Source organism: Vibrio sp. 03_296, from assembly GCF_002265885.1.
The window spans coordinates 80,397-100,126 of record NZ_NPKW01000130.1; the positions used below are offsets into that span (position 1 = coordinate 80,397).

Sequence of the window (19,730 nt, forward strand, 5' to 3'; positions counted from 1 at the left end):
ACGCTTGAGTGGCGATTTTTCAACCCTACATTAGCAATTAATCATAAAAAACTGCCCGCACGGATAATAAAAACGCAGAGGAAGACCTCTGCGTTTTTCTGCGACTCATTCACCCTCTTTAAACGTTTAAACAAACGCGCCTTGGTGCTCATCTTGCTCAACTTTATTCACCGCAGCGTTGAGTGCTTCATAGCGGAATTTAAAGGTATTTTCATCCGGCACCAAATCCAGTACATGGAACTTTTCAAGCTGCTCACGAACTCGCTCATTCGGGCAGAGTAAGTAGACATCGCACTGAGCTTCTTGCGCATCTTTAATGGCGTTTTCTAATGCGAGGCCAACGGTGACATCAATCATCGGCACGTCGGTCAGATCAAGAATCATCGCTTCGTAATCGGCAATGCTGCTGTGCTGACGCGAGATCGCTTTCGAGACACTGAAAATCATCGGGCCAGAGAGGTAAAAAAACAGCACTTTGCCATTGGCACGATCAAGCAAGCCACGCTCACTGTCTGTCAGTGGCACATCGTTTTCATCCGCGTCACTGATTGCTTTCACTTGCTTGGCTTGCACGCGACTGAGGCGCTCGATAATAAGGATATTGGAAATGAAGACACCTAGACCCACCGCCACAATCAGATCGACAAACACCGTCAGCAGCATCACGCCATACATGATCGCCATGCCTTGCACGCTCACTCGGTGCGCGCGTTGAATAAAGCTCCAGTCCAAAATGCCGAAACCGACGTACACCGCAATCCCCGCCAGCACTGCCATTGGGATAGGTTCCGTCAATCCGCTCGCTACCAATACAACCAGCGCCAGAATCAAGGCGCGAATCACGCCTGATAACGGCGATCGCGCCCCCACCTGGATATTGGTCACTGTCCCCATGGTCGCGCCCGCACCAGGCAATGCACCAAACAGACCCGAGATCATGTTCGCCAAACCTTGCCCGCGTAGCTCTTTATCTGAATCATGCTCTTTACGCGTCAAAGAATCGCCAATCACGGCCGTCAGTAAAGTATCAATACAACCGAGCGTGCCCAGCACCAAAGCATCAATCACCATCGCGGTGAAGATTTCGCCATTAATCACAGGCACAACAAGAGAAGGCAGACCTGTTGGAATTTCGCCAATCCGGCGCACATCATCAAAATCAAAGACGATGACAGAAAGCAACGTGACCGCCACTAAGGCGACCAATTGCGCAGGGACATATTTGCGGTACTGCTTTGGGAAAAAGAACAGAATGCCCAACGTCAGCAAGCCAAGGAAAAATTCACTAAACTTCATGTTGGAAATCGTCTCAGGCAACGCAGACAGTGTGCCAAGAACCCCACCAGCTGGCGCTGCATGCCCAAGTAGCGGGGACAGTTGCAAAATGATCAGTATCACGCCGATGCCAGACATAAACCCCGACACCACACTATACGGCATTAGGGTAATGTATTTGCCTAACTTCAATGTGCCGATCAGTACCTGAAAAGCACCAGCCATCATGACAATGGTAAAACTGATGGCAATACCAGATTCTGGGTATTTCGCCACCATGCTGGTCAACACAGCGGTCATGATCACCGTCATTGGCCCGGTCGGTTCAGAAATGAGGGTTGATGAACCACCAAATAACGCCGCAAATAAACCGACTAAAATCGCTCCCCACAAACCGGCTTCAGCCCCAGCTCCAGAGGCCACACCAAATGCTAATGCCAGTGGCAGAGAAATAATGGCTGTGGTGACCCCACCAAACAGATCCCCTTTCAGATTGATATCGTTAAAACGATCTCCAAACATCACTCAGCTCCCTGTAAAAAACATAAATCGCGCAACTTTAGCAAAAGTTAACCTATTTCGTTAAGTGTTAATTAGATCTCATAAGTTACACCATATAACTTACGGTTTGGTTAACGGCTAAGTTTATGATTTTTTTATGCCATAACTAGTCAGATGAGTACTTTTCTGCCAATTTATTTCGGGCGGTAAATTGTAACATTGTGTATAGTGATGCAAGAATTTTTAGGGAAGTAAGACGCAACATGCCGGAAATCAAGCAATTATTTGAAAACAACTCAAAATGGTCCGAAGAGATCAAATCGCATCAACCGGAGTATTTTTCCAAGTTAGAAGAAGGGCAAAACCCCGGCTTTCTCTGGATTGGGTGTTCCGACAGTCGCGTTCCCGCAGAACGCTTGACTGGGCTTTATTCGGGTGAACTATTTGTTCACCGTAATGTGGCCAACCAAGTGATCCATACCGATTTAAATTGCCTTTCGGTTGTGCAATACGCCGTCGACGTGTTGAAAGTTAAACACATCATCATCTGTGGTCATTACGGCTGTGGAGGGGTGAACGCTGCGATTGAAAATCCGCGCCTTGGTTTGATCAATAACTGGCTACTGCACATCCGCGATCTCTACCTCAAACATCGCAATTGGTTAGGTGAACTACCAAAAGAAAAATGGGGCGACAAACTGTGTGAAATTAACGTCGCAGAGCAGGTCTACAACTTGGGCAATTCGACTATTATGGAAAGCGCTTGGGAGCGTGGACAAGAAGTGGAAATTCACGGTGTGGTGTATGGTATTGGTGATGGCCGCCTGCAAGACATTGGCGTACGTTGCTACAGCCGCGAGTCACTCGAAGTCAACTATCAGGCTGCGATGGCAAAAATCCTCAATAGCGATGTGATGAAGTTCCACGAATAGCGCCATCGTCAGATCGCCGACACAATCCGTGTTCTAGAGATAAAAATGCAATGGCCCGCTGTATCAGCGGGCCATTATTTATCTCAACCTTTGCCCACTTATTCTTGTGGAACCACTTTACCAATGAAAGGCAGATGACGATATTTTTGTGCGTAGTCGATACCAACACCCACAACAAACTCATCAGGGATCTCAAAACCAATCCACTTCACTGGAACAGGCACTTCGCGACGTGAAGGCTTGTCTAATAAGGTACAAATTTCGATAGACTTAGGTTCTCTTAAAGACAGAATCTCTTTAATCTTGTTCAGAGTATTACCTGTGTCGATAATGTCTTCGACGATCAAGACATCCTTGCCTTTGATGTCATCATCGAGATCTTTCAGAATGCGAACGTCACGCGAGCTTTCCATTGTATTACCGTAGCTAGAAGCCGTCATAAAATCGACTTGGTGCGTTAGTTCAATGGCACGAGCAAGATCCGCCATAAAAACAAACGAACCACGTAGCAAGCCGACTAGCACAAGATCTTCACTGCCTTGGTAATGCGCAGTAATCTGTTTACCTAATTCACGAACTCGTTCCTGAACGGTCTGCTCAGAAATCATAACTTCTACTGTATGTTTCATACTGTACTCAATGTTTTATCGTTGCTAATGGTGAGTTTCGTACCCGAGCAAAGTGTCGCTTAGGTCAATACGCAAACGTTCACCTGAAATTCTCGCGTAGTGTAACACTCCGCAAAGCAATCTTTAACCCCCAAAGGAAGAAGTTGTGCCAGTGCAATACGCTATTTACTATCACATCAATAAACGAGATCTCGATGCCAATTTAAATAAAAGTTGCTCAAGATAGATATCAATATTGACATTACTGTTCATTTATTCACCATAAGTTATTGACCCAATGCATATGCACCATTACACTCATGGAGCTAAAAGCAATTATTAAAACAATCAATAGGAACAGCTAAGCCGTTCCATTTTATATAAAAACAACTCATTGGTAAGGAAACAACCTATGGACTCAATCGCAAAGAGACCGCGAACTCGCTTATCTCCGCTAAAACGTAAACAGCAGCTCATGGAAATTGCACTGGAAGTGTTTGCTCGTCGTGGCATTGGCCGCGGTGGTCACGCAGACATCGCTGAAATTGCGCAAGTTTCTGTGGCGACCGTCTTCAACTACTTCCCAACTCGCGAAGATCTTGTAGACGAAGTGCTTAATCATGTCGTTCGTCAGTTTTCTAATTTCCTATCTGACAACATCGATTTGGATCTTCACGCTAAAGAAAACATCGCCAACATCACCAACGCAATGATTGAGCTTGTGGTGCAAGACAATCACTGGTTGAAAGTTTGGTTCGAGTGGAGTGCGTCAACGCGTGACGAAGTTTGGCCTCTGTTTGTCACCACCAACCGTACTAATCAGTTGCTGGTACAAAACATGTTCATCAAAGCCATTGAACGCGGTGAAGTGTGTGATCAACACAACCCAGAAGATTTGGCAAACCTGTTCCACGGCATTTGTTACTCGCTGTTTGTTCAAGCAAACCGCACCAACAATACTGCAGAGCTGAGCAAACTGGTCAGCAGCTACTTAGACATGCTATGCATCTATAAACGCGAACACGAATAGCACCAGTAACCTCATATAAAGGTTGGCCACGGCCAACCTTTTTTATGCCGAGTAAAACGTGGGGCCATTTTTGAGGAAATAAAAAACCGCTGATGATTCAGCGGTTTTATTTTGACTATTCGCTAAGAAGATTATTTTTTCTTCTTCGCTTTCGCGTTTGGTAGGTCAGTGATCGTACCTTCAAACACTTCCGCCGCTAGACCAACAGATTCGTGTAGCGTTGGGTGAGCGTGGATTGTCAGTGCGATATCTTCAGCATCACAACCCATCTCGATAGCAAGGCCGATTTCACCCAGCAGTTCACCACCGTTGGTACCAACGATAGCACCACCGATAACGCGATGCGTTTCTTTATCGAAGATCAGCTTAGTCATGCCGTCCGCGCAGTCAGACGCGATAGCACGGCCAGACGCTGCCCATGGGAAAGTCGCCACTTCGTAGTTGATGCCTTCTGCTTTCGCTTCTTTCTCTGTCTTACCAACCCACGCCACTTCTGGCTCAGTGTAAGCAATTGAAGGAATAACTTTAGGATCGAAGTAGTGCTTCTTACCAGAGATAACTTCTGCAGCCACGTGACCTTCATGCACACCTTTGTGCGCAAGCATTGGTTGACCAACGATGTCACCGATAGCAAAGATGTGAGGAACGTTAGTACGCATTTGCTTGTCAACGTTGATGAAGCCGCGCTCGTCGATTTCAAGACCCGCTTTTTCACCGTCGATCAGTTTGCCATTTGGTACACGACCGATAGCCACAAGAACCGCATCGTAGCGCTCAGCTTCTGCTGGTGCTTTTTTGCCTTCCATTGAAACGTAGATACCATCTTCTTTCGCTTCAACTGCCGTTACTTTCGTTTCCAGCATTAGGTTAAATTTCTTGCTGATACGCTTGGTGTAAACCTTCACGATATCTTTATCTGCCGCAGGAATCACTTGATCGAACATTTCCACAACGTCGATCTGTGAACCTAGCGAGTGGTAAACGGTACCCATTTCTAGGCCGATGATACCACCACCCATGATCAGCAGCTTTCCAGGAACTTCTTTCAGTTCAAGCGCATCCGTTGAGTCCCAAATACGTGGGTCTTCATGTGGGATAAATGGCAGTTTGATTGGGCGAGAACCTGCAGCGACGATCGCGTTGTCGAAGTTAACCACGGTTTTACCGTCTTCACCTTCTACTTCAATCGTGTTAGGGCCAGTGAATTTACCAAAGCCATTCACCACGTTCACTTTACGCATCTTCGCCATACCGCCAAGACCGCCAGTCAACTGGTTGATAACTTTTTCTTTCCAAAGACGAATTTTGTCGATGTCTGTTTGAGGCTCGCCAAATACGATGCCGTGCTCAGCAAGCGCTTTTGCTTCTTCGATCACTTTCGCAACGTGAAGCAGTGCTTTCGATGGGATACAACCCACGTTCAGACACACACCACCAAGAGTGTTGTAACGTTCAATAAGAACTGTGTCCAGACCTAAGTCTGCACAACGGAATGCAGCGGAGTAACCAGCAGGACCGGCACCAAGTACTACCACCTGGGCTTTAATTTCTTTGCTCATTTTGACCTCTTGTAGTCATTATCCCTAACAGGCTGAGTGAGTTTTGATTTTTGTTTAAGAGTGGTTTGTTTTAAACATTTTCAGACCGCCAACAGTTTACAGAGATGTTAATGGTGTGAAAAGTAAATCAATTTAGCCTGTGAGCCAGACGACAATTCGATGGACAAAAAACACACGCGTGCTCGCTTGTCATCCAATTGTCCGATAATTCTATTAACAGAGGCGGCTGTTAGGCCGCCTCTCAATATTCACGTCGATTACAGAACCAAACGACGAATGTCAGATAGGCACTCGTTTAGGTAAGTAATGAAGCGCGCACCTTCCGCACCATCAATCACACGGTGGTCGTATGACAGAGATAGCGGCAGTTGTAGGCGAGGAGCGAACTCTTTACCATTCCAAACAGGCTTGATCTCAGACTTAGATACACCAAGGATACCCACTTCTGGCGCGTTTACGATTGGTGTAAACGCAGTACCACCGATACCACCTAGGCTTGAAATCGTGAAACAGCCACCTTGCATGTCCGCTGCAGTCAGCTTACCAGCACGTGCTTTCTTAGAAACCACCATCAGTTCTTCAGATAGCTCGTAGATACCTTTCTTGTTCACATCTTTAAAGACAGGAACCACTAGGCCGTTTGGCGTATCTACCGCAATACCGATGTTCACGTATTTCTTCAGAATCAAGCTTTCACCGTCGTCTGATAGCGAAGAGTTGAACGCTGGGAATGCTTCTAGTGCTTTCGCTGCCGCTTTCATGATGAACACTAGTGGAGTGATCTTCATGCCCGAGTCTTTCTTCGCTTCAATCGCGTTTTGCTCTTTACGGAAGTTTTCTAGCTCAGTGATATCCGCGTTATCCCACTGTGTAACGTGAGGGATCATTACCCAGTTACGATGTAGGTTTGCACCCGAGATCTTCTTAATGCGAGATAGTGGCTGAACTTCTGTTTCACCGAACTTGCTGAAGTCGACTTTTGGCCATGGTAGTAGACCAAGCGCTGCGCCATCGCCTTTACCAGAAGCCGCTGCAACGGCACCAGACTCAAGACGCTTAAGTGCGTCTTTCACGTAAGCTTGAACGTCTTCTTTCAGGATACGGCTCTTACGACCAGAACCTTTTACTTTCGCTAGGTTTACACCGAATTCGCGCGCTAGGCGACGAACAACAGGTGAAGCGTGAGCGTAGTCGTTGTTCTCTTCAAACTCAGTTGCTGCCGGAGCTGCTGCTGGTTTTGCTGCTGGAGCTGCCGCAGGAGCCGCTGCTTGAGCTGGTGCTGCTGGCGCAGGAGCTGCACCGGCGACTTCGAACACCATGATCAATGAGCCAGTTGATACTTTATCGCCAGCTGCCACTTTGATTTCTTTAACCGTACCAGCGAATGGCGCAGGGACTTCCATAGAAGCTTTGTCACCTTCAACAGTAATCAGAGATTGCTCTTCAGTTACTGTATCGCCAACCGCTACCATGATTTCAGTGACTTCTACTTCATCGCCACCGATATCTGGAACGTTAACTTCTTTACGTTCCGGCGTTCCGGCGCCAGATGCTGCTGGTGCCGCTGCCGGAGCTGCCGCTGCAACGGGTGCAGGTGCTGCTGCGCCTGAACCGGCCACTTCAAAGATCATTACCAGTGAACCCGTCGATACTTTATCGCCTGCTGCTACTTTGATTTCCTTTAGCGTACCAGCGAATGGGGCTGGTACTTCCATCGAAGCTTTGTCACCTTCTACTGTCAGTAGAGATTGCTCTTCAGCGATTGAATCGCCAACAGCAACTAGGATTTCAGTCACTTCTACTTCGTCGCCACCGATATCCGGTACACAAACTTCTTTCAGTTCACTTGCTGCTGCAGGTGCAGCTACTGGAGCTGCTTCTGCCGCTGGAGCAGGCGCAGCTGCGCCCGCTTCTGCTTCGAAGATCATGATAAGTGAACCCGTTGTTACTTTATCGCCAGCAACAACTTTGATTTCTTTTACGATACCCGCTTGAGAAGCAGGTACTTCCATAGAAGCCTTGTCGCCTTCTACAGTAATGAGAGACTGCTCTTCTTCAACCTTGTCGCCAACGCTTACAAGAATCTCAGTAACTTCAACCTCATCCGCACCGATATCAGGTACATTAATTTCGATTGCCATTATTCTTTCCTACCTTCAATTAAGCGTATAGCGGGTTAGTTTTTTCAGTGTCGATGTCGAACTTCTTAATTGCTTCTGCAATCACAGATTTCTCAACGTCACCACGTTTCGCCAGTTCAGTTAGCGCTGCAACCACGACGTAACCTGCGTTCACTTCGAAGTGACGACGTAGGTTTTCACGGCTGTCTGAACGACCAAAGCCGTCAGTACCCAGCACTTTGTAAGACTCAGCAGGAATGAATGCACGAACCTGCTCTGCGTAGTTCTTCATGTAGTCAGTCGCAGCGATTGCAGGCTCAGTACCCATTACTGTTTGGATATAAGGTACTTGCGCTTCTGCTTCTGGGTGAAGCATGTTGTAACGCTCACACGCTTGACCATCACGAGTCACTTCATTGAACGACGTTACAGAGTAAACGTCTGACGCAATACCGTACTCATCGCTTAGGATTTGAGCCGCTTTACGCACTTCGTTCATGATAGTACCAGAGCTCATTAGCTGAACTTTACCTTTCGAACCCGTGTAAGTTTCTAGCTTGTAGATACCCTTACGAATGCCTTCTTCAGCGCCTTCTGGCATTGCTGGCATTGCGTAGTTCTCGTTCATCAGAGTTAGGTAGTAGAACACATTCTCTTGATCACCATACATACGACGGATACCGTCTTGTAGGATAACCGCAACTTCGTAAGCGAATGTTGGGTCGTAAGAGATACAGTTCGGTACAGTACCTGCCATGATGTGTGAGTGGCCGTCTTCGTGCTGCAGACCTTCACCGTTTAGCGTTGTACGACCTGCAGTTGCACCCAGTAGGAAACCACGAGCTTGTTGGTCACCCGCCATCCATGCCATGTCGCCAACACGTTGGAAACCGAACATAGAGTAGTAGATGTAGAACGGGATCATTGGTAGGTCATTTGTCGAGTATGACGTTGCCGCAGCAACCCATGAAGACATAGCACCTAGCTCGTTGATACCTTCTTGCAGTACCTGACCTGACGTTGCTTCTTTGTAGTAAGAAACGATGTCACGGTCTTGTGGTGTGTAGTTCTGGCCGTGCGGGTTGTAAATACCGATTTGACGGAACAGACCTTCCATACCGAATGTACGCGCTTCATCAGCAATGATAGGAACAATGTTCTTACCGATGTTCTTATCTTTAAGCAGTACGTTTAGAGTACGCACAAACGCCATGGTTGTAGAGATGTCACGCTTCTGCTCTTCTAGCAGAGGTTGGAACTCCTCAACCGCTGGAATCACAAGCTCTTGGGTAAAGTTAGGTAGACGCTGTGGCGTGTAACCTTTCAGCGCTTTACGACGAGCGTGTAGGTACTCGTATTCTTTCGAACCTTCTTCCAAAGTTAGGTATGGAAGTTCTTTCACCGCTTCGTCCGTTAGGATGTCTTGAAGACCTAGGCGATCACGTAGATGTAGAACGTGAGTCATATCCATCTTCTTAACTTGGTGCGCGATGTTCTTACCTTCTGCCGCTTCACCCATGCCGTAACCTTTAACAGTTTTCGCTAGGATAACCGTTGGACGACCTTTGGTGTCTTGTGCATTTTTGAATGCAGCGTACAGTTTAGAAGACTCGTGACCACCACGCTTAAGTGCGAAGATTTCGTCGTCAGTCATGTCTGCAACGAGCGCTGCAGTTTCAGGGTACTTACCAAAGAAGTGCTCACGTACGTACGCGCCATCTTTCGATTTGAATGTTTGGTAGTCACCATCGATGGTTTCGTTCATCAGTTGAAGAAGCTTACCCGTGGTGTCTTTTGCTAGTAGTGAATCCCAGTTGTTACCCCAGATAACCTTCACTACGTTCCAACCAGCACCTTTGAACAGACCTTCAAGTTCTTGAATGATCTTACCGTTACCCATTACAGGACCATCGAGACGCTGCAGGTTACAGTTGATTAGGAAACATAGGTTGTCTAGTTTTTCACGCGCAGCAAAAGAGATTGCACCACGTGATTCTGGCTCATCCATCTCACCGTCACCTAGGAACGCGTATACACGCTGCTCAGAGGTATCTTTCATACCACGGCCTTCAAGGTACTTCAGGAAGCGCGCTTGGTAGATCGCAGAAATCGGACCAAGACCCATAGATACGGTTGGGAACTGCCAGAACTCAGGCATTAGTTTAGGGTGTGGGTATGATGGAATACCTTTGCCGTCCACTTCTTGACGGAAGTTGTCTAGTTGCTCAGCAGTTAGACGACCTTCAACAAAAGCACGTGCGTAGATCCCTGGAGAAATATGGCCTTGGTAGTAAACCAAATCGCCACCATCTTTCTCGTTTGGTGCACGGAAGAAGTGGTTGAAACAGGTTTCGTAGAATGCTGCAGAAGACTGGAAAGACGCCATGTGGCCGCCTAGCTCTAGGTCTTTCTTAGAAGCACGTAGAACGATCATGATTGCGTTCCAACGGATGATGGAACGGATACGACGCTCAAGCGTAGTATCACCAGGGTAAGCTGGTTCTTGGTTCGCTGGAATAGTGTTGATGTAGTTGGTTGTGATGCCAGTCGGCATATCAACGCCATCTAGGCGAGCTTTGTCTAGAACTTGCTCTAGTAGGTACTGTGCACGTTCTACACCTTCTTCACGAACTACTGACTCAAGTGCTTGTAACCATTCTTGAGTTTCAAGTGCGTCTACGTCATGCTTCATATCAGACATGGCGATCTATCCTTCTGTTGGTTGGATCTACGTTAAACTTGCAATGAGTCCGATTAAGACTCATTACCTCGTTGAATTCGACGCAAAGAGCGTTCTCTACGTGACTCTTCACGAGTCAAATCCAACAATGTTTCTTCGATGTACGCTAAATGCGAATGGGACATTTCACGCGCCTTTTCTGGCTGACCAGAAACAATCGCATCCACAATATTAGCCCGATGTTTACTGACTTTTTCCACCACTTCAGCGCGGCGGTGCAGCAATTTCAGATTCTGTAAGACATTTTGCTCGAGCAACGGAGAGAGACTACGAACAATATGCAGCAGCACGACGTTGTGCGAGGCTTCAGTTAATGCAACCAAAAATGCCATCACAGCGGCCGCTTCCGCTTCTACATTCTGTTTTGTCTGCTCCGCGCTAATCTTTTCCAGGCAGGCCTGAATACGGGCAAAGTCTTGCTCGGTACCACGCAATGCAGCGAAATACGCAGAAATACCTTCCATCGCATGGCGCGATTCAAGTAAATCAAGCTGTGTTTCAGAGTGGCTGGATAATAAATTTAGCAGAGGATCAGAGAAACTTTTCCAAATGTTCTCACTGACAAACGTGCCACCGCCTTGACGACGAGTAAGCAGACGTTTGGCTTCCAAGCGTTGAATCGCTTCACGTACAGAAGGACGAGACACCTCGAACTGTTTGGCCAGTTCGCGCTCTGGAGGCAATTGTTGCCCCGGTGCCAATATTCCCTCGACGATCAATCTTTCCAACTCTTGTTCAATCACATCAGAAAGTTTCGGCTGACGAATCCTTTGATAAGCCATATTTATTATTCTTTTTCTCTTTGCTGTTAATTGGTAATACCAATTCTAAGTTGGTGCAGAAATTAACATAATTAAAACGCAACTGTCCAGCCAAAAATTGACCTAAATCATAGAACAGCTCACGCTTCAACACTTTGCTAACATTCGCTCATTAAAACGGCAATAGAATTGGTCTTACCAATTACAAATAGTAAACAGATGGGGAAAGGGCGTGCTAGCAAAACGGTTAAAGAAAAACAAAAAAAGACAAAATATTTTGCCTCATTTGCCCCTCAAGTCGCTTACCCCATGATTAAACGTAGTTAACTTTTAACAAGACGAAATAATTTTCGATATAAAAAAAGGTAAGCCATGATGCTTACCTTTTTGTGACAACCTTGCGATGGGTTTACATTTTTGCAACCGCTCCATCTTGAGAAAGTAAAGTGCGATAATAACGCCAGTCAAAACTTAAACCGGGATCGGTTTTTCTCAGCGGTGCAATGTATTGGTGGCCAGTAATGCGAGGGAGGGTGATGTACGGATATTGGCGCATCAAGGTTTTGGTGAGCTCGCTTAACGCTTGATATTGCGCTTCGGTATAAGCGACAAAATCACTGCCCTCAAGCTCAATACCTATCGAATAGTCATTACAACGTTCAACCCCGGCAAAACTGGATGCACCCGCATGCCAAGCGCGATCATCAAAGGAGACAAACTGCACCACTTCCCCATCTCTTTTAATCAAGCAGTGAGCCGAGACGCGCATCTGATGAATCACTTGGAAAAAAGGATGCTCGCTTGGGTCCAGCTGGCCTTGAAAAAAGTCCTCTATATAGCGGCCACCAAACTGCCCCGGCGGCAGGCTAATATTGTGCACCACCAGCAAAGAGATCGGTGCTCCTTGAGGCCTCGCATCAAAAAACGGTGACGAAACTCGTTTAACCCCCTCCAACCATCCTTGCGTGATCACCGCTTGCATATCATCTCCATGGGTTTGTCAATTAACTGCTGAAATTATTACCTACGCAGAGTATCATTCGTTGCCATTCCCCTTTCAAGATAAGATTTGCGATGAAGAACACACATAACAGCCAAGAACGCCTTGAATATTTGAAGCAACAACTTCCTATCGAAATCACCCGAGCGGTTGCCGATACGCTTAAAGAAGACTTGGGCGGTTCGCTAAACGCTGACAATGATGTGACTGCCGCGCTTATCCCAGCAGAGGCGATGAATACCGCCACTATCATCACTCGCGAACACGGCGTATTTTGCGGCCAAGCATGGGCGGATGAAGTGTTCAAACAGCTCGGTGGCAAAGTGACCATTGAGTGGCACGTCAAAGATGGCGACAAAGTCGAACCGAATCAAACGCTTTGCACACTCACAGGCCCAGCCCGTGATTTGCTGACGGGCGAGCGTAACGCGATGAACTTTATCCAAACCCTTTCTGGTTGCGCGACCATCACCGCACAATACGCCGCGAAAATTGCCCATACCGAGTGTCGCTTATTAGATACGCGCAAAACCATCCCTGGCCTACGCAGCGCGCTAAAATACGCCGTGGCCTGTGGCGGCGGCTACAACCACCGAATTGGCGTGTTTGACGCTTACCTGATCAAAGAAAACCACATCATTGCCTGCGGTGGCATCACTCAAGCGATCACCAAAGCAAAAGAGCTGCAACCGGGAAAGCCCGTGGAAGTAGAAACCGAGAATCTCGATGAACTGCGTGAAGCCATTCACGCGGGCGCAGACATCATTATGCTCGACAACTTCACCACCGAGATGATGCGCCAAGCGGTGGCCATTAACGCAGGCCGCGCAGCACTGGAAAACTCAGGCAACGTGACATTAGAGACCATTGCAGAATATGCGGAAACCGGCGTGGATTACATTTCGGTTGGCGCCCTGACCAAACATGTAAAAGCGATGGATTTATCGATGCGTTTCAAATAGATATCGACTAGATCACAAAACGGGAGCCTCAGGCTCCCGTTTTTATTTGAGCTACGAAATTTTGGGTCAGCATCGCATCTTGTAAGTAACCAGATGTAAATAAAGCGCAAAGAATTTTAAATCACTCGAGTGATGCTCTTGGTGTGATTTTCACTCATCTACTCCTTGCATAATCTAGCCACAAGCTCGCGGAGCGAATTTGATAGATTAAAGGAAATTATGATGAAGAAATTAAACAAAACCAATAAACAACAAGGCTTTACCTTGATTGAATTAATGATAGTAGTGGCGGTAATTGGCGTGCTCGCAGCAATTGCAGTACCCCAGTATCAAAAATACGTTGCTAAAAGTGAAGCCGCAACCGCTCTAGCTTCGATAACAGGTCACCGAACCAACGTTGAAACATATGTACTAGAAAATGGTTCTTTCCCATCAACTTCAGGCGCTCTAGCAATACCAACTTCTCCTATCGGAGTTATTACATACGAAAACCCTACTAGTGCAGCTGGCGATATTAAATTTAGTTTCAACTCATCAGGGGTTAGCCCAGACATCGTATCGAAACACGTGACACTTTCAAGAACGTCTGCTGGTGGTTGGTCATGTGCAACTGATGTTGCGACAGATCTAAAACCTAAAGGCTGTTAACTCGGTGCAATCCAACCTTGCCACGATTCTGCGTCAGGCCAACCAACTTAGCCTAACGCAAGAACAAGCGTGTCGAGAAACCATCCAAGCTTCTGGTGTCACAGCACCGGAAGCTTTGTTGCAACTGGGATTTTTCCAGCCAGATGAATTAACCGAAAAGCTAAGTGCGATTTTTGGCTTACCACGCACTGACCTCAACCAATATGACTACCAAGAGCTGTGTAATCAACTTGGGTTGCGTGAGCTGATCACCCGTCACCAAGCACTGCCACTGCAAAAAAGCAACGCTGGTTTAATACTCGCAGTTGCTGACCCTACCAATATTCAAGCTGAAGATGATTTCCGTTTTGCCACAGGCGTGCAGGTGGAGATTGTTTTAGCCGACTGCCAAGAACTGCAAGCGGCGATTCGTAGACTCTATGGAAAGAGCATCAAACAGAGCCAAGGCTCTGGTTTAAAAGAGATTCACCAAGATGAGCTGGCGAATTTGGTCGAGGTTTCTGATGACGAAATCGAGTCCATTGAAGACTTAAGCCAAGATGAATCCCCCGTTAGCCGTTTTATCAACCAAATTCTGCTTGATGCGGTGCGCAAAGGCGCATCTGATATTCATTTTGAACCGTACGAAAACCAATACCGCGTACGATTGCGTTGCGATGGTATTTTGGTGGAAGTGCAGCAGCCTCCAAGCCATTTAAGCCGCCGTTTATCCGCGAGGATCAAAATCCTCTCCAAGCTGGATATTGCAGAAAGGCGTCTGCCACAAGATGGACGCATTAAGCTACGCCTTAACCAAGAAACCGCGATTGATATGCGCGTTTCCACTTTACCTACGCTGTTTGGTGAAAAAATTGTGCTGCGACTTCTCGACAGCTCGAGTAGCAGCTTGGATATTGATAAGTTAGGCTACAACCCGCAACAAAAGCAGCTCTACCTCGATGCCCTGCGCAAACCGCAAGGGATGATTTTGATGACAGGTCCAACAGGAAGCGGCAAAACCGTATCTCTGTACACGGGCTTGAGTTTGCTCAACCGACCTGAAGTGAATATCTCCACCGCGGAAGACCCGGTCGAAATTAACCTCCCGGGAATCAACCAAGTGCAAGTGAAACCCAAAATTGGTTTTGGTTTTGCAGAAGCATTGCGTTCTTTTCTCCGTCAAGACCCGGATATCGTCATGGTGGGGGAAATTCGAGATTTGGAAACCGCCGAGATAGCCGTCAAAGCAGCCCAAACCGGCCACCTTGTGCTATCCACCTTACATACCAACTCCGCTGCCGAAACCATTGTTCGCCTATCTAACATGGGGATCGCCAGCTTTAACTTGGCTTCATCCTTGAGTTTGATCATCGCTCAGCGTCTTGCTCGTCGGTTATGCAGCCATTGCAAGCAACCGCATCCATACAACGCAACATTTGAGTTACTCGGCCTAAAAGCTGACGACTTGATTTATCAAGCCGATAAACAGGGTTGCCATCATTGTACTCATGGTTATTCAGGTCGTGTCGGTATATACGAAGTCATGCCTTTTAATGAGCAGCTAGCAGAGGCGATCGTGAAAGGCGCCTCGGTACAAAGCTTGGAGATGCTCGCTCGGCAAAAAGGCATGATGACACTCAAAGACTCTGGCCTCGAGAAACTCAAACAAGGCATCACCAGCTTAGAAGAGCTGCAACGCGTCCTCTATTTGTAAATTTTATAGTTTGTTATCTTGATACTCATCGCACTGAAGGAAGCGATATGAAGCTTAAAACCCATTCACAAATCAAAAACTATCAATGGAAAGGGATTAACGGAGCCGGAAAAAAAGTCTCCGGCAACACGCTGGCGCTTACCGAGCTTGAGGTGCGTGATAAGCTGAAAATGCAGCATATCCAGATCAAAAAGATCAAGAAATCCAGTGTGTCAGTCTTCACAAGGTTAAGCCATAAAGTCAAAGGTAAAGACATCACACTGCTTACCCGCCAACTCGCCACCATGCTGACCACTGGTGTTCCTATTCTACAATCGCTCAAATTGGTTGCCGACAACCATCGCAAAGCTGAGATGAAATCAATCTTAGCCAGTGTGAGCAAAGCCGTTGAAGCAGGCACGCCGTTATCCAAAGCGCTTCGCAGTGCCAGCCCACAATTCGATGGCATTTATGTTGACTTAGTCGCCACTGGTGAACAATCGGGTAATCTTGATCAAGTTTTTGAACGCCTCGCTTTTTATCGGGAAAAAAACGAGCAGTTGCGAGCAAAAGTGGTCAAGGCATTGATTTATCCCTGCATGGTCGTGCTGGTCGCGTTGGGGGTCTCTTATTTAATGCTGACCAAGGTTATTCCCGAGTTTCGCAAAATGTTCACCGGATTCGGCGCAGAACTGCCTTGGTTTACGCAAAAAGTCTTAGACCTGTCTGATTTTGTGCAAGCCTACAGCAGTTGGTTTTTTATTACGTTGTTCAGTGCTATCTATTTACTTCGCGGTCTAAGCAAGAAATCACCCGCATTTCGCTTAAAAATGTCACGCTTGAGTTTAAAGATCCCTGTGATTGGTGGGGTTTTATCCAAAGCAGCGATTGCCAAATTTAGCCGCACATTAGCCACCAGCTTCAGTGCGGGTATCCCGATCCTCACCAGTTTAAAAACCACCAGTAAAACCGCAGGCAATCTGCATTACCAATATGCGATTGAAGATGTTTATCGTGACACCGCAGCCGGAATGCCAATGTACATCGCCATGCGTAACAGCCTTGCTTTCCCAGAATTGGTACTGCAAATGGTGATGATTGGTGAAGAATCTGGCCAAATGGACGATATGCTCAACAAAATTGCCACCATCTATGAGTTTGAGGTGGATAACACCGTCGACAACCTCGGTAAGATTCTCGAGCCGTTGATCATCGTCTTTCTAGGCGTTGTCGTCGGCGGATTGGTCACCGCAATGTACCTGCCGATCTTTAATTTAATGAGCGTTCTGGGATAAGATACCCCCCACTGCTTACCTTTTGTAATCTCAAGCAAGCTATTGGCTTGCTTGAGCTATTTTTGCCCACACCACAAAGAGAACAACGATTATATGGACGCGTTACAGTACTACCCTTGGCTTTATATTGGTTTAGCTTCCCTGTTTGGCTTGCTGGTAGGCAGCTTTCTTAACGTCGTCATCTACCGTCTACCAAAAATAATGGAACTGGAGTGGCGCCAAGAGTGTGCAGAGTCCTTTCCTGAATACAAAATATCACCGCCGACAGAAACCCTAACATTAAGCACGCCGCGTTCAAGTTGTCCTTCGTGCCATACCCCAATACGAGTTCGAGATAATATTCCTGTCTTTAGTTGGCTAGCTCTAAGAGGAAAATGTCACCATTGCCAGACGAAAATCAGTGCTCGCTATCCTTTTGTTGAAGCGCTGAGCGCCTTTTTGTGCGGCCTAGTCGCTTGGAAGTTCGGTTATGCACCGATTACCGTAGCACTGATTGGGCTTACTTTGGTATTGATCGCCGCCACCTTCATCGACTTAGATACCATGCTACTGCCTGATCAGCTGACACTGCCGCTAACGTGGGCAGGCATTGCGCTAGCGTTACTTGAGATAAGCCCAGTATCTCTGCAAGATTCAGTGATCGGTGCGATGGCGGGCTATCTCTGCCTTTGGAGCGTTTATCACCTTTTCCGCTTGCTGACAGGAAAAGAAGGCATGGGTTACGGAGACTTTAAATTGCTTGCGGCACTTGGAGCTTGGCTCGGCTGGCAATATCTACCGATGATCATCTTACTCTCTTCGATTGTCGGGTTGATCTTTGGTCTCATTCAACTCAGATTGCAAAAACAAGGCATTGAGATGGCTTTTCCATTTGGGCCTTATCTGGCCATTGCTGGTTGGGTCGCCTTGATGTGGGGAGATAGCTTGATGTCTTGGTATCTCAATTATCTTATAGGGGCATGATATGGCTTTAGTGATTGGATTGACCGGTGGTATCGCCAGCGGAAAAACGACGGTGGCCAATCTTTTTCAACAACACTTTGCCATCGATATCGTCGACGCAGATATTGTTGCTCGTCAGGTTGTCGCCCCTGGAAGTGCGGGACTGACTGCAATTGTTGACCATTTCGGTGTTGATATTCTGACTCATGAAGGCGAACTCGATCGTGGACAACTTCGTCAGCGTATCTTTGCCCATAGCGAAGAAAAACAATGGCTCAACGCGCTACTGCACCCAATGATCCGTCGTAAAATGATCGAGGATCTGGCGCAGGTCTCCTCCCCTTATGCTTTACTCGTTGTACCGCTGTTGGTAGAAAACCAATTACAGACTTTGTGCGACCGCGTTTTGGTCGTGGATGTTGAAGAAAAAACACAATTACAGCGAACCATGGATCGTGACGGTGTTGATGAACAACAAGTTCGTGCCATACTCAAGGCTCAGGCAAGCAGACACGAACGTCTCGCCTTGGCAGACGATGTGATTAAAAATGAGTCAAAAGACCAAGATCTTTTGCAGCAAATCACAGATTTACACCAAAAGTACCTAGCCATGAGCAAGCAAAATCGGTGAAAATAAGTCAGAGACGACGACAGGCCCGCTAGATGACCACGCATAACTTCGAACATCCACTCAATGAAAAGACTCGCATTTATCTGAGAGTCGAATCACTGCTTAGACAGGCACATACTGCCGCCTCATTTTCAGAGCCGCACCAGCATCAACTCTTTTTTCGTTCTATCTTCGATCTCATCGAAATTTTTGAACAAATTCAGTTAAAGAGCGAACTGGCGAAAGACATTGAGAAACAGCGTCTACTCTATCGCAGTTGGTTAAATGTCGAAGGGGTTGATCAAGCGACACTGCGCTCATTACTTGATGAGGCCGATCGTACCCACGCCGCTCTTATGCAGGCACCGCGTTTTGGCCAATCATTAAAGGAAGATCGCTTCCTTAGTTCAATTCGTCAGCGATTTAGTCTTCCTGGTGGCTCTTGCTGTTTTGATCTTCCAGCTCTGCATTATTGGTTGAATTTGCCCCTTGAGAGAAAGATCGAAGATGCACGACAGTGGTTGGATAGCCTTAAACCACTCTCCGACGCATTAAACTTGTGGCTAAAACTGGCCCGAGAAGCGGGTCATTTCAGATCTCAAACCGCACTCAATGGATTTTTCCAAAGCGACGCGGAAGAAGCGAATATTCTTCGCCTTCATATTCCCATGGAGTATGGTGTCTATCCGATGATTTCTGGACACAAAAACCGCTTTGCGATCAAGTTCATCAACTTTGAGACTGGGCAAGCCTGCAGCCAAGATGTTCATTTTGAACTGGCCGTATGCAGTTAACGTCCACACAGAATGAATATCGCTATTTTTAGTAAACCACTTTGTTTTACGGTTCTATCTTTATGACAAAAATAACCATAGTTAAATGCCCTCAATGTGGCACCGACGTGGAATGGGGAGAGCAAAGCCCTCATCGCCCTTTCTGCAGTAAAAAATGCCAAATGATCGACTTTGGCGAATGGGCCGATGAAGAAAATACCATACCGGGCGCGCCAGATATGTCTGACAGTGACGGTTGGTCTGAAGATCAATATTAACGTTTTCTAGTTTTCTAGTTTTCT

At 46.9% G+C, this 19,730-nt stretch carries 17 protein-coding genes; 10 read left to right on the forward strand and 7 right to left on the reverse strand.

The features are described 5' to 3' along the window. Window positions 1-126: 126 nt before the first annotated feature. Window positions 127-1,797: a SulP family inorganic anion transporter gene (locus CIK04_RS16360; protein WP_026060804.1), complete on the reverse strand. Its 1,671-nt coding sequence runs from the start codon at window positions 1,795-1,797 to the stop codon at window positions 127-129. Between the two features lie 242 nt (window positions 1,798-2,039). On the opposite strand from CIK04_RS16360, the gene can reads away from it, so the two are divergent. Then, a complete protein-coding gene (can, locus tag CIK04_RS16365; RefSeq protein WP_026060803.1) occupies window positions 2,040-2,708 on the forward strand; it encodes a carbonate dehydratase in 669 nt (222 codons plus the stop codon). 98 nt (window positions 2,709-2,806) lie between these two features. On the opposite strand, the gene hpt is transcribed toward can, so the two are convergent. Further along, entirely contained in the window at window positions 2,807-3,337 is a 531-nt protein-coding gene (gene hpt / locus CIK04_RS16370; protein ID WP_011079559.1) for a hypoxanthine phosphoribosyltransferase, read from the reverse strand. A gap of 391 nt (window positions 3,338-3,728) precedes the next feature. Between hpt and CIK04_RS16375 the strand changes: the two genes are divergently transcribed. Then, the gene (locus CIK04_RS16375; RefSeq protein ID WP_011079558.1) at window positions 3,729-4,346 is read left to right on the forward strand and encodes a LuxR/HapR/OpaR family quorum-sensing transcriptional regulator; all 618 of its coding nucleotides are present in this window, start codon (window positions 3,729-3,731) and stop codon (window positions 4,344-4,346) included. 131 nt (window positions 4,347-4,477) lie between these two features. Here CIK04_RS16375 and lpdA read toward each other — a convergent pair whose 3' ends face one another. From lpdA to ampD, 5 genes are all read right to left on the reverse strand, one after another. Continuing rightward, on the reverse strand, window positions 4,478-5,905 hold the full coding sequence (gene lpdA, locus CIK04_RS16380; protein ID WP_011079557.1) for a dihydrolipoyl dehydrogenase: 1,428 nt from the start codon (window positions 5,903-5,905) through the stop codon (window positions 4,478-4,480). A 257-nt stretch (window positions 5,906-6,162) separates the two neighbouring features. Next, the gene (gene aceF, locus CIK04_RS16385; RefSeq protein WP_097352086.1) at window positions 6,163-8,046 is read right to left on the reverse strand and encodes a pyruvate dehydrogenase complex dihydrolipoyllysine-residue acetyltransferase; all 1,884 of its coding nucleotides are present in this window, start codon (window positions 8,044-8,046) and stop codon (window positions 6,163-6,165) included. Between the two features lie 19 nt (window positions 8,047-8,065). Then, on the reverse strand, window positions 8,066-10,726 hold the full coding sequence (gene aceE, locus CIK04_RS16390) for a pyruvate dehydrogenase (acetyl-transferring), homodimeric type (protein WP_017421198.1): 2,661 nt from the start codon (window positions 10,724-10,726) through the stop codon (window positions 8,066-8,068). A gap of 53 nt (window positions 10,727-10,779) precedes the next feature. Next, window positions 10,780-11,547, reverse strand: a complete 768-nt coding sequence (gene pdhR, locus CIK04_RS16395; RefSeq protein ID WP_011079554.1) for a pyruvate dehydrogenase complex transcriptional repressor PdhR — start codon at window positions 11,545-11,547, stop codon at window positions 10,780-10,782. 388 nt (window positions 11,548-11,935) lie between these two features. Continuing rightward, window positions 11,936-12,508, reverse strand: coding sequence for a 1,6-anhydro-N-acetylmuramyl-L-alanine amidase AmpD (gene ampD / locus CIK04_RS16400; protein WP_097352085.1), 573 nt, complete (start codon window positions 12,506-12,508; stop codon window positions 11,936-11,938). A gap of 92 nt (window positions 12,509-12,600) precedes the next feature. Between ampD and nadC the strand changes: the two genes are divergently transcribed. The 8 genes from nadC to yacG all read left to right on the forward strand — a co-directional run bounded on the left by nadC (window position 12,601) and on the right by yacG (window position 19,706). Continuing rightward, window positions 12,601-13,488, forward strand: a complete 888-nt coding sequence (gene nadC / locus CIK04_RS16405) for a carboxylating nicotinate-nucleotide diphosphorylase (RefSeq protein WP_072600771.1) — start codon at window positions 12,601-12,603, stop codon at window positions 13,486-13,488. A 222-nt stretch (window positions 13,489-13,710) separates the two neighbouring features. Next, window positions 13,711-14,136 carry a pilin gene (locus tag CIK04_RS16410; RefSeq protein WP_097352084.1) on the forward strand — a complete coding sequence of 142 codons (426 nt, stop codon included), beginning with the start codon at window positions 13,711-13,713 and terminating at the stop codon, window positions 14,134-14,136. Between the two features lie 4 nt (window positions 14,137-14,140). Next, entirely contained in the window at window positions 14,141-15,829 is a 1,689-nt protein-coding gene (pilB, locus tag CIK04_RS16415) for a type IV-A pilus assembly ATPase PilB (protein WP_097352083.1), read from the forward strand. 47 nt (window positions 15,830-15,876) lie between these two features. Then, window positions 15,877-17,103 carry a type II secretion system F family protein gene (locus CIK04_RS16420; protein ID WP_039561392.1) on the forward strand — a complete coding sequence of 409 codons (1,227 nt, stop codon included), beginning with the start codon at window positions 15,877-15,879 and terminating at the stop codon, window positions 17,101-17,103. A gap of 93 nt (window positions 17,104-17,196) precedes the next feature. After that, window positions 17,197-18,066 (forward strand): A24 family peptidase, encoded by an 870-nt coding sequence (locus tag CIK04_RS16425; RefSeq protein ID WP_080526796.1) that lies wholly within the window; start codon window positions 17,197-17,199, stop codon window positions 18,064-18,066. A gap of 1 nt (window position 18,067) precedes the next feature. Continuing rightward, window positions 18,068-18,676 carry a dephospho-CoA kinase gene (coaE, locus tag CIK04_RS16430; RefSeq protein WP_039536087.1) on the forward strand — a complete coding sequence of 203 codons (609 nt, stop codon included), beginning with the start codon at window positions 18,068-18,070 and terminating at the stop codon, window positions 18,674-18,676. Between the two features lie 32 nt (window positions 18,677-18,708). Beyond that, complete coding sequence (gene zapD, locus CIK04_RS16435; protein WP_017421189.1) at window positions 18,709-19,449, forward strand: cell division protein ZapD; 741 nt, start codon at window positions 18,709-18,711, stop codon at window positions 19,447-19,449. Between the two features lie 62 nt (window positions 19,450-19,511). Next, entirely contained in the window at window positions 19,512-19,706 is a 195-nt protein-coding gene (gene yacG / locus CIK04_RS16440; RefSeq protein ID WP_039536083.1) for a DNA gyrase inhibitor YacG, read from the forward strand. Window positions 19,707-19,730: the final 24 nt, after the last annotated feature.